General features: G+C 65.7%; 11 protein-coding genes and 3 pseudogenes. 9 read left to right on the top strand and 5 right to left on the bottom strand.

Annotation, left to right across the window (positions count from 1 at the left end):
• The 5 genes and pseudogenes from FV227_RS30505 to FV227_RS25180 all read left to right on the top strand — a co-directional run.
• Positions 1-266, top strand: a pseudogene (locus FV227_RS30505) (hypothetical protein); the annotation flags it as partial.
• A 138-nt stretch (positions 267-404) separates the two neighbouring features.
• Entirely contained in the window at positions 405-872 is a 468-nt protein-coding gene (locus tag FV227_RS25165; protein ID WP_147842583.1) for a hypothetical protein, read from the top strand.
• Positions 869-1,531: a ribonuclease T2 gene (locus tag FV227_RS25170; RefSeq protein WP_147860168.1), complete on the top strand. Its 663-nt coding sequence runs from the start codon at positions 869-871 to the stop codon at positions 1,529-1,531. The genes FV227_RS25165 and FV227_RS25170 overlap by 4 nt, the downstream gene beginning before the upstream one ends.
• A 66-nt stretch (positions 1,532-1,597) precedes the next feature.
• Positions 1,598-2,443 carry a 23S rRNA (adenine(2030)-N(6))-methyltransferase RlmJ gene (gene rlmJ, locus FV227_RS25175; protein WP_147860169.1) on the top strand — a complete coding sequence of 282 codons (846 nt, stop codon included), beginning with the start codon at positions 1,598-1,600 and terminating at the stop codon, positions 2,441-2,443.
• Between the two features lie 295 nt (positions 2,444-2,738).
• A complete protein-coding gene (locus FV227_RS25180) occupies positions 2,739-3,404 on the top strand; it encodes a hypothetical protein (RefSeq protein WP_147860170.1) in 666 nt (221 codons plus the stop codon).
• On the opposite strand, the gene FV227_RS25185 is transcribed toward FV227_RS25180, so the two are convergent.
• The 3 genes from FV227_RS25185 to FV227_RS25195 are packed head-to-tail and all read right to left on the bottom strand — an operon-like array spanning position 3,340 to position 7,075.
• Complete coding sequence (locus tag FV227_RS25185) at positions 3,340-5,334, bottom strand: TniQ family protein (RefSeq protein ID WP_147860171.1); 1,995 nt, start codon at positions 5,332-5,334, stop codon at positions 3,340-3,342. The two genes, FV227_RS25180 and FV227_RS25185, sit on opposite strands and share 65 nt — an antisense overlap.
• Entirely contained in the window at positions 5,331-6,380 is a 1,050-nt protein-coding gene (locus FV227_RS25190; RefSeq protein WP_147860172.1) for an ATP-binding protein, read from the bottom strand. Before FV227_RS25190 ends, FV227_RS25185 begins: the two co-directional genes overlap by 4 nt.
• Positions 6,377-7,075, bottom strand: coding sequence for a hypothetical protein (locus FV227_RS25195; protein ID WP_147860173.1), 699 nt, complete (start codon positions 7,073-7,075; stop codon positions 6,377-6,379). Before FV227_RS25195 ends, FV227_RS25190 begins: the two co-directional genes overlap by 4 nt.
• 176 nt (positions 7,076-7,251) lie before the next feature.
• On the opposite strand from FV227_RS25195, the gene FV227_RS25200 reads away from it, so the two are divergent.
• Positions 7,252-8,603, top strand: a protein-coding gene (locus tag FV227_RS25200) for an IS3 family transposase (protein ID WP_147729836.1) whose coding sequence is annotated in 2 segments (ribosomal slippage) — positions 7,252-7,588 and positions 7,588-8,603 — 1,353 coding nt in all. Because the reading frame shifts where the segments join, the coding sequence is not laid out codon by codon here.
• Between the two features lie 74 nt (positions 8,604-8,677).
• On the opposite strand, the pseudogene FV227_RS25205 reads toward FV227_RS25200, so the two are convergent.
• Both FV227_RS25205 and FV227_RS25210 read right to left on the bottom strand, forming a co-directional pair.
• Positions 8,678-9,130, bottom strand: a pseudogene (locus FV227_RS25205) (MOSC domain-containing protein); the annotation flags it as partial.
• Between the two features lie 286 nt (positions 9,131-9,416).
• Positions 9,417-10,325 (bottom strand): alpha/beta hydrolase, encoded by a 909-nt coding sequence (locus tag FV227_RS25210; RefSeq protein WP_246686624.1) that lies wholly within the window; start codon positions 10,323-10,325, stop codon positions 9,417-9,419.
• 538 nt (positions 10,326-10,863) lie between these two features.
• Here FV227_RS25210 and FV227_RS25215 point away from each other — a divergent pair.
• From FV227_RS25215 to FV227_RS25225, 3 genes and pseudogenes are all read left to right on the top strand, one after another.
• The gene (locus tag FV227_RS25215; protein ID WP_246686623.1) at positions 10,864-11,466 is read left to right on the top strand and encodes an XRE family transcriptional regulator; all 603 of its coding nucleotides are present in this window, start codon (positions 10,864-10,866) and stop codon (positions 11,464-11,466) included.
• A gap of 264 nt (positions 11,467-11,730) precedes the next feature.
• Positions 11,731-12,090, top strand: a complete 360-nt coding sequence (locus FV227_RS25220) for a RidA family protein (RefSeq protein ID WP_147860176.1) — start codon at positions 11,731-11,733, stop codon at positions 12,088-12,090.
• 143 nt (positions 12,091-12,233) lie between these two features.
• A pseudogene (locus tag FV227_RS25225) lies at positions 12,234-13,031 on the top strand (MFS transporter); the annotation flags it as partial.
• Between the last annotated feature and the right edge of the window lie 127 nt (positions 13,032-13,158).

The raw sequence follows: 13,158 nt of genomic DNA on the forward strand, positions 1-13,158 counted from the left end.
CCGCTCGCCGGGATCGCGGTGGGCGTCAAGGACATCATCGACACCGCCGCGATGCCGACGCAGATGGGCTCGCCGATCTACGACGGCTGGCGCCCGCCCGGCCGGCGGCGCCCTCGGCCTACGCCTCGGCCCCGGCGCCGCGCCCGCTTCCGTCACGTCCCGCGCCCCGCGTCGCGGCGGCCTTGCCGGAGGAGGACGTGGGTGGCGGTTCCGAGGAGCCGCTCTCGCTCGCCGCGCCCGGGCTGGCGTCGGGGCCGATCTACTGAGCGTCACCCGGCCGGCGGGTGTGCCTCCCGTGCGCCACCGGCCCGCGAAAGCGTGGCCGGACGGGTCGTCCGGCTTGACTTGAGCGTGCCCCGGGCCATCGTCCCCGGATGCAGGACAACACGCGGAAAGCACCCGCCATGCGCTCGAACGCCGTCTCCGTCGCTTTGGGCGTCGGCCTCATCCTCGCCGGCTGCCTGCAGCCGGCCTTCGCCCGCTCGGCGCGGGAGGACATCGAGCCTTCCGAGGAGCGCGCCTTCCCCTTCGACGCCAACATCCCGGCCTGCCAGGATTCGAGCGTGCTGGAGAAGGTCTCGACGCAGTTCGCCGAGAAGGAGGCGAAGTTCTGGAACTCGTCCCTGACGATCGTAGCCTACGACACGATCGAGCGGACGGCGTGGCGACCGTGGGGCCTCGATTTCATCCCACGTCGATTCTGCACCGCGACCGCGACCACCTCGGACGGCGTCCGCCGCAAGGTCGACTACTCCGTGCGCGAGAGCCTCGGCATCATCGGCGCGACCTGGGGCGTCGAGCTCTGCGTCCACGGCCTCGACCGCGACCTGAGCTACGCCTACGCCACCGCCTGCCGCATGGCGCGCCCGTGACGCGTGCCGGCCTCGCCCTGGCGGCCCTGCTGGCCGCCGGAAGCGCGCAGGCGCAGGATTACGGCGGCTTCGGCCGCGGCAACGACACGCCCGGCGGCTTCGACTTCTACGTCCTGGCCCTGTCCTGGTCCCCGACCTACTGCGAGACCGCCGGCCAGCGCGACGACCGCCAATGCGCCGCCGGGCGCGGCCTCGGCTTCGTCGTGCACGGGCTGTGGCCGCAATACACCCGCGGCTACCCGCAGAACTGCTCGGCCGTGCAGCGCTCGCCGACGCCGCAGGCCATGGAGGTCGCCGGCCAGGTCTACCCGAGCGAGGGGCTCGCCCGCTACGAGTGGCGCAAGCACGGCACCTGCTCCGGCCTCGACCCGACCGCCTACTTCAACGCCGCCCGCACGGCGCGCCTGGCGGTGACCATCCCCGACGACCTCAAGACCTCGGGTTCGGAGCGCCGCCTGGCGCCGATCGAGATCGCGCGGCAGTTCGTGACCGCGAACCCCGGCTTGCGGCCGGACATGATGGCGGTGTCCTGCGCCCGCGGGCAGCTCCAGGACGTGCGGATCTGCTTCACCAAGGACCTGCGCGGGTTCGCCGCCTGCCCGGAGGTCGCGCGCGGCAATTGCCGCGCGCCCGAGATCACGGTCGGCGCCGCGCGCTGAGCCTTTTCGGCGGATTCGGGGTCCGACGGCTGGACCCGGGCCGCCGGATCCGCTTGATCGTCCGTCATGAACTATCGCCACGCCTTCCATGCCGGCAACTTCGCGGACGTGCTCAAGCACCTTGTGCTGACGCGGGTGCTCGCGCATCTCGGCCTCAAGCCGGCGCCCTATCGGGCGATCGACACCCATGCGGGCCTCGGCTTCTACGACCTCACCGCGGACGAAGCCGGGCGCACCGCCGAGTGGGTCGACGGCTGGGGACGCCTCGACGACCCGTTTCCGCAGGCCGTGGAGGATCTGCTTGCCCCCTACCGCGCCGCGATCGCCGCGGTCCGGGCGCGCCACGGCGCCACGACCTATCCCGGCTCGCCGGCGCTGATCCGCGAGTTCTTGCGAGCCGAGGACCAGGGCGTGTTCGTCGAGCTGCATCCCGAGGACCACGCGGTGCTGCGCGAGCGCTTCAACGGTTACGCCCGCACCAAGGTGCTGCACCTCGACGGCTGGACCGCCCTCAACGCGATGATCCCGCCGCCCGAGCGCCGCGGGCTCGTCCTGATCGACCCGCCCTACGAGGTGCCGGGCGAGATCGACCGGCTCGGCGCCCATCTGGCCAGGGCGGTGGCGAAGTGGCCGACCGGCGTGTTCCTGGCCTGGTACCCGATCAAAAACCTCGCCGCCGTCGACCGCATGGTCGCCGCGCTCGACGGCGCCCTGACCCGCCCGGCGCTCCGCCTCGACCTCATGATCGACCGGCCCGACGACACGCAGCTCACCGGCAACGGCCTGATCGTGGTCAACCCGCCCTGGCGCCTGGCGGAGGAAGCCGCGCTGTTCATGCCGGCCTTGGCCGAGCGCCTGGCCCGCGGCGCGTACGGCGCGTTTCGCTGCGAGGCGATCGGGACGGTTGCTTGAAGTCCGTCGGATCCGCCCCGCATCCGAGACCAGACCACACCTCAGGATGAGGAGGAAGATGGGATCGACCGGCAGCGACCTCTGTTAGCGGAACCAATGTTCCGTTTTGTTGTCCCAGGGCTGTGGCGAAGCCAATACCAAAGTTCCCTTCCCCACGCACCAATGTTCCGCTTCGACGCCGACCGCGCGTAAAACCTAGGGTTCAAGCGCCTCGCATATTTGAAGCTTGCATCGTGCGGACCGACACTGCCTCGGGCCATCCGGCAGGTGTCGGGCGGCGGTTCGAGGTTTCGTCATGGGCTACAGGCACCGCAACCCGCAGAACCGGATGAAGGCAGCCTCTCTCCTGAGGCTTCTGAAGGGACGGCTCATCGACGTCTCGGGCGTGAAGGTCGAGGTGTCCAGCAACGCGACGGCCTCGGCCGAGGCGTACTGGCAGCTCTCGAAGGCTTCCGGGGTGCACGTCTACCAGGAAGGCGACGGCTGGCACGCCGACCTGGAGTTCAAGGGCCTGCCGGACGGTGTCCCCGCCATGATCGGCACGCCGGCGCCGGTATCGACGCGCGCGGAAGCCATCGAGAGCGTCGTCGGGACGATGTCGGTCTGCGCGCAGCGCGACGCCGTGCAGGCACCGGACACCGCGACGGTCATGCGCTGGTTCCGTTTCGACGACCACGAGGTGCCGGTCCACCCGAAGATGCTCTCGGATTACATCGAGCGGGCGAAGGCGCTCGGCACGGATCCGGCCGACGTCCTGTCCGACCTCGACGACATCCGCATCGAGATCACTGGCGGCGGACCGGTGACGCGCGAGGCCTGGGATGCGGCGTCCTTCCAGAGCCGTTACGATGCCTGCAAGTTCTGCTGCATCGCGATGGCCGTCGGGATCAGCCAAGTCACGTTCGACCCTGGCTCACCCCGGATGGCGCCGGACGCATATCCGGCCCTCGGCCTTCACTGAAGGGAATGGGATCGATCGGCCACGTGCGCCTTCCCGGGTCACCGGGCTTGAGCAAGCCGCACGCCACCACCTCGTCGCGCCTGTACAGACCGATGCCGCGCGGTCGGTCCAGCGGAGCGACGCCTGCGTCCAGGAGATGACGCTGCACCGCGCTTGCCGGGACCTGCTTTCCCAACAGGATCTCCCGTATGAAGACATATTCCGATACGAACGCCTCGATGCTGTTCCTCGGAATGATCCGTACGGTCCGCGTGCTTCTCGCGCAGAACTCCTCCGTCTCCACCAGCAACACCGCCTCGACGAGCTTCCCGATCACGGCTCGGCTACCGGCATACAGGTAGTCCTTGGCCTCATCCCGGAGCAGTCCCCGTCTCGCCGCAAGGGACCTGTTCAGCGCGATGACCTCGTCCACGTCGACGAGGAGGTTCTCGTAGCGAGCGTCCGCGCCATCGCGTCCGACCCATCGGAGTTGTCCGGAAAGGATGTAGCCGAGGATCGCGCTGGCGCGGCATCGGGCGAGGCTGCGGGCCCTGGCAACCGGCATCCGGCGTCCCGGGCCGAGGCGCGTCGGCACCGCGTCCCGGAATAGGCGATCGACGAACGCCTGGACGTCGGATCGGAGAAACCGGTTGTAGTCTCCGGCCAGCCGCAGCTCGATCGGCAGGATCCCAAGGTGCCCGGACTCCACCAGGGCGTCGATCAGCCGGACGTCGAGCCCCGTCGCACCCGCGACCTCCTTGGTGTTGAGATAGCCTTCCAGTCCGGAGACGACCTCGTGCATCGCGTCGGCCGTCACGACGAAGCGGCCTTCGGTCTCCGAACCGGCCGCTCCCGCGCGATGTTCGAAGAGGCGTCGCAGGCCCCGATCCGTGCGGCCGGCCGTCTGCGCGGCGCTTCGCAAGGTGTGGAAGCGTCTGACTTCGAGCTTTCCTCCCAGGAAGGTGCTTGCCGGGCTTATCGCCAGGTTCGCGAAGGCATGCGACTGGACCACGCGGCGGAACTTCTCCAGGTCCCTGCGGTCGTCTTCCTGCAGCAGCCGGTATACGTGGCCGTAGGTCTTCAGGAAGCCGACGGAGCCCCGGACCTTGCGGTCGGCGCCCTTCACCAGGCGATCCAGCGTCGCATGGAGGGACAGCTCGCCACGCGAGGCGATGCGAAAGCCCTCCTCGGAAGCGGCGCCGAACGCGACGGCGTCGAGATGCATCGGCCGTGTCGTGACGGGGTGCAGCGCCGAGACGCCGAGGGCCTCGCAGAAATCCATCGCGGCGTCCATCGGCACGTCATCCAGCCAGTTCGCCGGATCACGCACACCATCCAACCGCGCCATGATCCAGCGTCGGTATGCGACGTCCGGGCTCGCGTCGGCCTCCCGGCGCAAGCGGTCCAGGATAGGCAGGACCTCCGACGTGAGCGTTGCGGAGAAATCGAAGCCGCCGCGCGTTCGAAAGGGTGGCCTGACGTCATGCAGCAGGGTCCCGTGCCGGTCGCAGGCACGGACGGCATCGATGATCCATTCCAGCCTCAGCCAGGCGCGGGCCGCCTTCGGACCCTCGAACACATCCATGTCCTCGGCGACGCAATGCGGACAGATCCTGAAGAAGGTCGTGAGGATCGAACGGCGGGGAAGGACCTCGCCGTTCACGTGCGGGGTCAGGTTCTTCCCCTCGTAGGTCGGCGTGGACCTCGCGAGCGAGGCCACGTCCCCGGGTCCGAGGCCGCGTAACCGGCTCAGCTTTCCGACCATGGTGCCGTCGCCGCGCGCGAGGCCCACCACGTCGAGGTCCATGTCGCGTGCGAGGGTCCTGAGGTCGACGCCGTTGAGCGCGGCCAGGCGGGAGGCATGGCCCAAGGCCGGCTCCCGCAGCTGCAACGGATGGCCGAGGCGCAGGTATAGATCCGGCGCCGTCGACCGGCCAATGGCCGTCGTCATGTCGTCTTCACCGGCTCACGGGGGGCGCACGGGAAGGAGCCGGGCTTCAGCTGATGCCAGAACTCGTATTCGAAGGGATTCCTCATCTCCTTGCCTGCGGCGTGCGACCTTCGTTCGTAGGCGGCGGAGAAATGCCCGACGGTCAGCTTCTTCCTGTCCCAATGGAGCGCTTCCTGGAGGGCGCCTTCCACGATCTGGCAGATCCGGCCGTAGCGGAAGCTTGCGGCACGCGCGAGCCGCTCGGGGAGATCGGTCTCGTCGAGGTGACCGGTGGCGACGCCGACCGGCTTCGCCATCCTCGCGATGATGTCGACGACGAGGTCCCTCTCATCGGGAATCTGGACATCCGCGAACGTCACGAAGTTTCCCCGTCGTTCGATCTGCTCGTCCCCGCCCGCGATCTTGATGACATCCGGCAATCCGGACAGCACGAAGCCGACGGGCCAATGCGTGTCGATGGATACGGCCTTGATGGCGTTCGCGAGATCCTCGCGCTCCTGATGCGAGGCGTTCCTCTTAAGGAGGTGCTGTGCCTCGTCGATATGGACGAGGAAAACGCGCTGGGAGCGCAGGTGGCCGGCCATCTCGTCCCAGACCTCGCCGCGGCCCATCTGGTGCCCCATCCCATAGCCGGCTTCCCTGATGATCTGTCGACCGACGAGGCGTGGGTGGGTGTATCCCTTCAGCTTGATCGAGACGTAACGGTGGACGTGGCCGTACGACGTCTGTTCGGGTCGGAGTGCGGCATGGTTTTGCAGCATCCGTCCGATCGCGGCGGACTTCCCGGCGCCGCTGGCGCCGGCGAGGAAGAAGATCTCCGCCTCGTCGCGCTTTTCCGCCCGCCGGGCGAGAACGCGCTCCAGGAAGCGATTGAAGCCGTTGAGCAGCGCCTTGTCCCGCGCGCAGTCGACATAGACCGACCTGACGCTCTCCAGCCCCTCGATGACGCGCCGGCTGCCGTCGGGCATCCCGCCGAGGACGGACCGAAAATAGGCGTCGTCCTCGGCCGTGACGTCGGTGCCCGGGGATGTGGTGTGACCGGTCATGAGCGTTCCTCGTCGCGATATCGATTGATGGAGCGCGGGGTCGGCACCACCCCCGGCTTGCCGAGGCGGGAAGCCCCCTGCGGCCGTGCGATGGACTCACCGAGGGTGTCGGGCTCGTCCATGTCCGACATCGGCGCGCCCTCGGGCTTCGGCCGGGGTTGGGTGGCGCGGACGCTCGAACGTTCCATGCGATCGAGGAAGTTGAGGTATTGCTCGCTCGTCATCGTGTCCGACGGCACGCCCGCCCGGTCACGCGCGGTCTCGGCGGCATCCTTGATGAACCGGCGTGCCTCGTGCCGGATGCTTCGACCGTCTTCCTTCTCGGCCTTCTCGAATTCGAGCAGCACGTCGTTGAAGTGCTCTAGCCTGGCCAGGGGGACGCCGCGGAAGTCCTCCGCCTTGAACTCCATGTAGTCGCCATGGCCGCCCAGCCCGATCCTCGCCTCCTCCGGCACCAGCACCAGGATGGTGCCGAGGTCGTTCGGGTTGATCACGCCGGTCAGGTCGCGGTGGGACGCATGGCCGTGCAGGATGGCCATCCTCGGGTGCTTGTACTGGACGTGCATGAACGTGATGCCCGTCTTCTGGATGCGGAGGTTCGTGCGACGGATGCCGAAGGCCGCATGCCTCTGGATGTCGTCGGGCGCGTCCTCAAGCTCGTTCGTCGACCTCGTCCAGGCCGTGATCGGGCGCATCCCGCTCAGTCCGGCATGTTCCCTCTGGTGGTATTCGTCGACGATGTACCTAACGATCAGCAGTTCGAGCTCATGAACGAAGATGCTGGCCTGTCCGACGTCAGCACCTGTGGGACAGAATGAGGGTCTTCACGAACGGAGGATGGCTGGTTCATCGTAGCCCCTGAGGAGCGAAGATGAAGCAGACATCCGGACCGGCCAAGAAGCCGGCAGAAGCGGTGATCAAGGACATCCGTCGGGCCACACGTCGGCAGTTCTCGTCCGAGGAGAAGATCCGCGTGGTGCTGGAAGGCTTGCGTGGCGAGGACAGCATAGCCGAGCTTTGCCGACGTGAGGGGATCGCCGCCTCGATGTACTACGGCTGGTCCAAGGAGTTCCTGGAGGCTGGCAAGAAGCGCCTGTCCGGCGACACGTCTCGTGCGGCCACCACCGATGAGGTGCGGGATCTCCGTCGCGAAGCGGGGGCGCTGAAGGAGGTCGTAGCTGATCTCGTCCTGGAGAACCGTCTGCTTAAAAAAAGCATGAGCGAGGCTGGGGGCGACGAGGCATGAGGTACCCGGCCCCCGAGAAGCTGGAGATCATTCGGCTGGTCGAGCAATCCCACCTGCCGGTGCGTGCCACCCTGGACAAGCTCGGCATCACCCGCTCGACGTTCTACCGCTGGTACGACGCCTACCGGCGCGGCGGCCCCGAGGCGTTGAATGACCATCCTTCGCAGCCGAGCCGGGTCTGGAACCGTCTACCTGCGGAGATCCGCGAGCAGATCGTTGCCTTGGCTCTGGAGCAGCCTGAACTCAGTCCGCGTGAACTGGCGGTGCGCTTCACCGACGAGCGCCGCTACTTCGTCTCGGAAGCGACGGTCTACCGGTTGCTCAAGTCTCAGGACCTGATCACCAGCCCGGCCTATATCGTCATCAAGGCCGCCGACGAGTTCCGCGATAAGACCACCGCGCCCAACCAGCTTTGGCAGACGGACTTCACCTACCTGAAGGTCGTTGGCTGGGGCTGGTACTACCTGTCGACGGTCCTGGACGACTTCTCACGCTACATCGTCGCCTGGAAGCTGTGCACGACGATGCAGGCCAGCGACGTCACCGCCACGCTCGACCTGGCGCTGGGGGCGGCTGGGCTCGATCAGGCGCGGGTGATGCAGCCGCCACGCCTGCTCTCCGACAACGGGCCGAGCTACGTCGCCAGCGACCTGGCTGACTGGCTCGGCATTCGGGGCATGACACACATCCGCGGTGCGCCATGCCATCCGCAAACGCAGGGCAAGATCGAGCGTTGGCATCAGACGCTCAAGAACCGCATCCTGCTCGAACACGCCTACTTGCCCGGCGAACTCGAAGCGCGGGTGGCGGCCTTCGTTGAACACTACAACCATGCCCGAGCCCATGAGAGCCTGAGCAACCTCACGCCCGCCGACGTCTACTTCGGACGCGGCGAAGGGATCCTGGCCGAGCGGGAACGCATCAAGCGCCAGACCCTGATGGATCGCCGCTTGCGCCACCACGCGCAGGCTGCCTAACCTCTTACTCCAGATGGACCAGAGCCTCCGCTCCTGAACACCGCTGAATGTCCCAAATCATCTGACGACGGACAGACGCGGATAGCCATATCGGCAAGCCCGAAACGATGGTTGAGCTTGAAGCACGGCTGGCGCGCCTGGCTCACCTGCAGCAGCGCCGTCCCGGCCCGCCAGATGTCGCCGACGCAGACCTCCGCCTCCGTCAAACCGGAAGTGGACAGATTCTCTCCGAAGGCGCCGGGGGTCGCCAACACGGCTCGGCATGCGGGCCGGAGCGAGCGTTTCCACTCCGCGTAATGGTCGAAGGCATAGTGATGGACGGCCTTCTCTGGACCGCCGTGGTAGCGTCGATCCGCCTGCTCGTCCCCGGCCATCCCACCCGTCTCGACAGGGACCGGCCCTGTCGCCGGTGTCTTGACGATGCCGCTGCGACCGCCGTGCGAGCCGAACGGCGCGGCTGGCCCCACCAAGACCGCGTCGATCAGGAATGACGCTTCATCGCCGGCCACGACCAGTTCTCCAAGCATTGCATGAGGTGCCGCGTCACGGCAGATCCCGCCGCCGCGCCGAGGCGGCCGGCGCCCGCGTGCAGGCGATCCATCGACGGTCTCACGCCCTTGGTCCCGACAACGCGGCCGAGCGACAAGCTTTCAGGACCATCGGGCATCGCGTCGAGCGAGAAAGCCCAACGGGCACTTACCTTTAGTTCGGCGACGCGGCCGTTGCAGGCGAGAAGCCACCGGGTGTCCTTGGTTCGCCTTGGCGCAGTGCCGCCATCGATGATCCTGGAACCGATGGGGGACCCAACGGATCTCACTTCGACCCAATCGCATCTCCCGAGACGTCAGCCTGGGGAACGGCCCTGGCCATGAAGCCACGAACCAGACCCGCGATCTCCTCGGTCTTCTCGTCCAACGCGAAATGCCCGGCATCGAGGATATGCATCTCGGCATCGGGCAGGTCCCGCTTGTAGCCCTCCGCGCCCGGGACGATAAAGGAGGGGTCGTAACGACCCCACATCACGAGTGTGCGGGGCTTGTGATACCTCAGCCAAGCTTGCCACATCGGGTACGATTCAACGTTCGTGCGGTAGTCGTAGAGGAGTTTCGACTGGATCTCGCGTTGCCCGGGACGGGACAGGCGTGCGAATTCATCGTCCCAGCCATCCGGATTATAGCGTTCCGGATGCGGGCTGGTGCCGAGATGGCGCTGTTTGGTTCCCTCGTACCCCATGAAGTTGTCGACCTGCTCCGGATGTGACGCCGGATCCGACCAATACTTCGCGATATTTGCCCACTTCGCACCAAGGCCTTCATCGTAGGCGTTGGCATTCTGTACGATGAACGCCTGCACACGTTCCGGGGCGGCCATCGCCATGCGGATCCCGATAGGACCGCCGTAGTCCTGCATGAACAGCGTGTAGCGTTGAACCCCGAGCTTTTGCAGCATCGAGCCCATCGTCTCGGCAAGATGGTCGAAGGTGTAGTCGTATCGCTCTGGCGTAGGCGCCTCGCTCTGACCGAAACCGGGATAATCCGGAGCGATCAGGTGATACCTATCGGCCAAAAGCGGGATCAGGCTGTCCCACATCCGAGAGGATGACAGATAGCCATGCAGCAGAACGATCGTCGGGGCACCCTTAGGACCCGCTTCGCGATAGAACAGCTTGATGCCGTCGATCTGGGCCGTCCCGTAAGTCGTCGTGGCCGTCGTGTAGGGCATGGGCTGTGCCCGCGCAGGGACACCGGCAAGGGTCGTCATGACGATCAAAGCTCCAATCGATTTCATAAAGCTGACTTTCGCGATGCTCTCGATGCCTTGGTTTCCGTAATGAGACACTTGGGTGCGTCTCCGTGGTTGGGCGCTGCCGGGATATCGAAGGCCCCATGCCGTCGAACGGGCGATAGGCAACCGCCTGAGTCGCTCTATATGACACATAGTGTCATGATGCAACCATAGAGACAAACCAGGGGGTTCTCAATCACGTCCGTATAGCGCTTTACAAGGGCTGCGATCGTAGGCAACATGGTGTCATATCAGAAACCCTCTCATCGCCTTAATCGGGTGAAAGAGGGGGCGCCATGCAGTCCAGACGGAGCGGGATGATGCGCTTGCGGTCGACGATCACATCGCCGTACGCCCGCAAGGTCCGGGTGATGCAGGGCGCCATACTACATGCCGTCCAGCCTCGATCGCGGCGCGAGGGCGTTCGGCCGGGCGTGCGCCACGAGGGGGCGGCGCCATGAGGGCCGGAGAACCGATGAACGACACCGTGCCGAGGTCATTGACACAGGAACCAGGCGCCGGTGCGAGCGATGCGGATCTGGGCATACGCATTCGTTTCATGCGCGGCCAACGGAAGATGACGCTCGATGGCTTGGCCGAAGCGACGGGCCTGACCAAGAGCTACCTCTCGAAGGTGGAGCGCCAACAGGCGGTACCGTCGATCACGACCGTCTTGAAGGTCTCGCAGGCATTCGGCGTCAGCGTCGGCGACTTGCTCGGCGAAACGATCAAGCAGGACGCGATCTGCCTCGTTCGCAACGGTGAAGGGACTCCCTTCCTGAAAGAAGGCGGCGGCGACTTCAACTATCGTGCGATCGCTTCGAGCCGGACGCAGAAAGCGATGCAGCCGTTCGTCATTCGCCCGCCGAAGGAGTTCCAGAGCCCGGCGTCGTTCACCCATGCGGGCGAGGAGTATCTCTTCGTGTTGTCCGGGCAGATCGAGATCGAATTCAAGGATCGGGTCGTTCGAATGGATGTCGGCGATTCGGTATATTTCGACTCCATGATACCGCATCGCGTACGCTCGCTCGGCCAATCAGTTGCCGAAGCTCTCGTCGTGGTCACGAACGCCGATTGAACGGCCCGGATCTCAAGCGATCAAGTGCAAGATGTAGGAGGAGGCATCACACATTACCCGCGAACTCATGCTTCCATGAGTAAGGCATCATAGCCCCAGCCGTCGAAAGCGTCTCGTATCCCGGGACAGGCTGCACCCAATGCCTCATCGTCTCGACACGGGCGATGAACATTTCCAATCCTTCCGAGCACGGCATCACGTGGATCCATCGATCCGGCGAACGCCGTCCCTTGTCCTCCGCCTAACTCAACCAAAGGAACCAAGATGATCAACCACATAAAGCCGGGAAAACGATTGAGCGGCGCAACGGTTCACAACGGCCTGATCTATACTTCCGGACAGACACCCGACGATTTGACCGCGGACGTGCAGGGGCAATCCCGCCAGGTCCTGGCCAAGCTGGATGCCCTCCTGGCCGCTGCCGGCTCGGACAAGAGCAAGATCCTCAGCGCGATGGTTTGGGTCCCCGACATCGCGCACCGGGATGAATTCAATGTCGTCTGGGACGCATGGGTGGCCGAACCGGGGCCCGCCCGGGCTTGCGTCGAGAGCAAGCTCGCCGCGCCGGGCATCCTCGTCGAGGTTGCCCTCGTTGCTGCCGTCGCGACGGACACGATCAACTGAACGATCTTGATCGACGCCTCTAACGGGGCGTCGATCTATGTAGTTCAATACTATGTCTGTTTGTTTCATTAGCGCAAGAACATAGCGAAAATTCAGTAGCGCGAAAACCAATCCTATAGCGAGGGAGCGACGCCATGACACCGATGGAAGCCGTGTTAGAAAATCCAATCGTCGCCCCATCGCAGAGCCTGGACAGGGAGCAACGCAAGGTCGTCGCATCGAGCGTCATCGGCACGACGGTCGAGTATTATGACTTCCTCATCTACGGCACCGCAAGCGCCCTTCTATTCAACAGATTGTTTTTTCCGAGCTTCGATCCGATCGTCGGGACCATCGCCGCTTTCGCGGCCCACTCCGTGGGTTTCCTGGCTCGCCCGATCGGGGCCGCCATCTTCGGCCATTTCGGGGACCGCGTCGGCCGTAAGGCGATGCTGTCCCTGACACTCGTCATCATGGGCCTCGGGACATTCCTGCTCGGGTGTCTGCCGACCTACGACCAGGTCGGCGTCTGGGCTCCGATCGCCCTCGTCACGTTGAGGCTCCTGCAGGGCATCGGGCTGGGCGGCGAATGGGGCGGCGCGGTGCTCATGGTGGTCGAGAGCGTTCCGAGCCGGCGGCGAGGGTTCTTCGCGAGCACCGTTCAACTCGGCTACCCGATCGGCGTCGTGGCTTCGACCGGCGCCTTCGCTCTCGTCAGTCTCCTGCCCGAGGCCGAACTCTACGCTTGGGGATGGCGCCTTCCCTTCCTGGCCAGCATCTTCTTCGTCGGCATCGGCCTGTTCATCCGCCTGCGCGTCCACGAAAGCCCGGCATTCGAGCGGCTCAAGCGGCAGCACGCCGTCGCGAAGCTCCCCTTGGTCGAAATCCTCACGCGGCATCCCGGGACGTTCCTACGTGCGGTCGGCCTCAAGGTCTCCGAGGTTGGGTTCGTCAACATCCTGTGTAAAGGGCGGACCAATTCCAGGCCGCTGTGGCGGAGTAAAACCAGGCCAATGGCGGCCGCAGCTTGAACGATGAAGGGGCCCGATCGGGCCCCTTCATCGTTTATCGCCGACCATGAGGCTCAAG

The organism is Methylobacterium sp. WL119 (assembly GCF_008039875.1).
In the GTDB taxonomy this organism is placed as follows: Bacteria; Pseudomonadota; Alphaproteobacteria; order Rhizobiales; family Beijerinckiaceae; genus Methylobacterium.

What these genes read in the sequence shown, in the direction of transcription:
- FV227_RS25165 (WP_147842583.1), top strand. Translation starts at nt 405, where the DNA reads ATGCGCTCGAACGCCGTCTCCGTCGCTTTGGGCGTCGGCCTCATCCTC.
- rlmJ (WP_147860169.1), top strand. Translation starts at nt 1,598, where the DNA reads ATGAACTATCGCCACGCCTTCCATGCCGGCAACTTCGCGGACGTGCTC.
- FV227_RS25180 (WP_147860170.1), top strand. Translation starts at nt 2,739, where the DNA reads ATGGGCTACAGGCACCGCAACCCGCAGAACCGGATGAAGGCAGCCTCT.
- FV227_RS25185 (WP_147860171.1), bottom strand. Translation starts at nt 5,334, where the DNA reads ATGACGACGGCCATTGGCCGGTCGACGGCGCCGGATCTATACCTGCGC.
- FV227_RS25190 (WP_147860172.1), bottom strand. Translation starts at nt 6,380, where the DNA reads ATGACCGGTCACACCACATCCCCGGGCACCGACGTCACGGCCGAGGAC.
- FV227_RS25195 (WP_147860173.1), bottom strand. Translation starts at nt 7,075, where the DNA reads ATGCGCCCGATCACGGCCTGGACGAGGTCGACGAACGAGCTTGAGGAC.
- FV227_RS25210 (WP_246686624.1), bottom strand. Translation starts at nt 10,325, where the DNA reads ATGCCCTACACGACGGCCACGACGACTTACGGGACGGCCCAGATCGAC.
- FV227_RS25215 (WP_246686623.1), top strand. Translation starts at nt 10,864, where the DNA reads ATGAACGACACCGTGCCGAGGTCATTGACACAGGAACCAGGCGCCGGT.
- FV227_RS25220 (WP_147860176.1), top strand. Translation starts at nt 11,731, where the DNA reads ATGATCAACCACATAAAGCCGGGAAAACGATTGAGCGGCGCAACGGTT.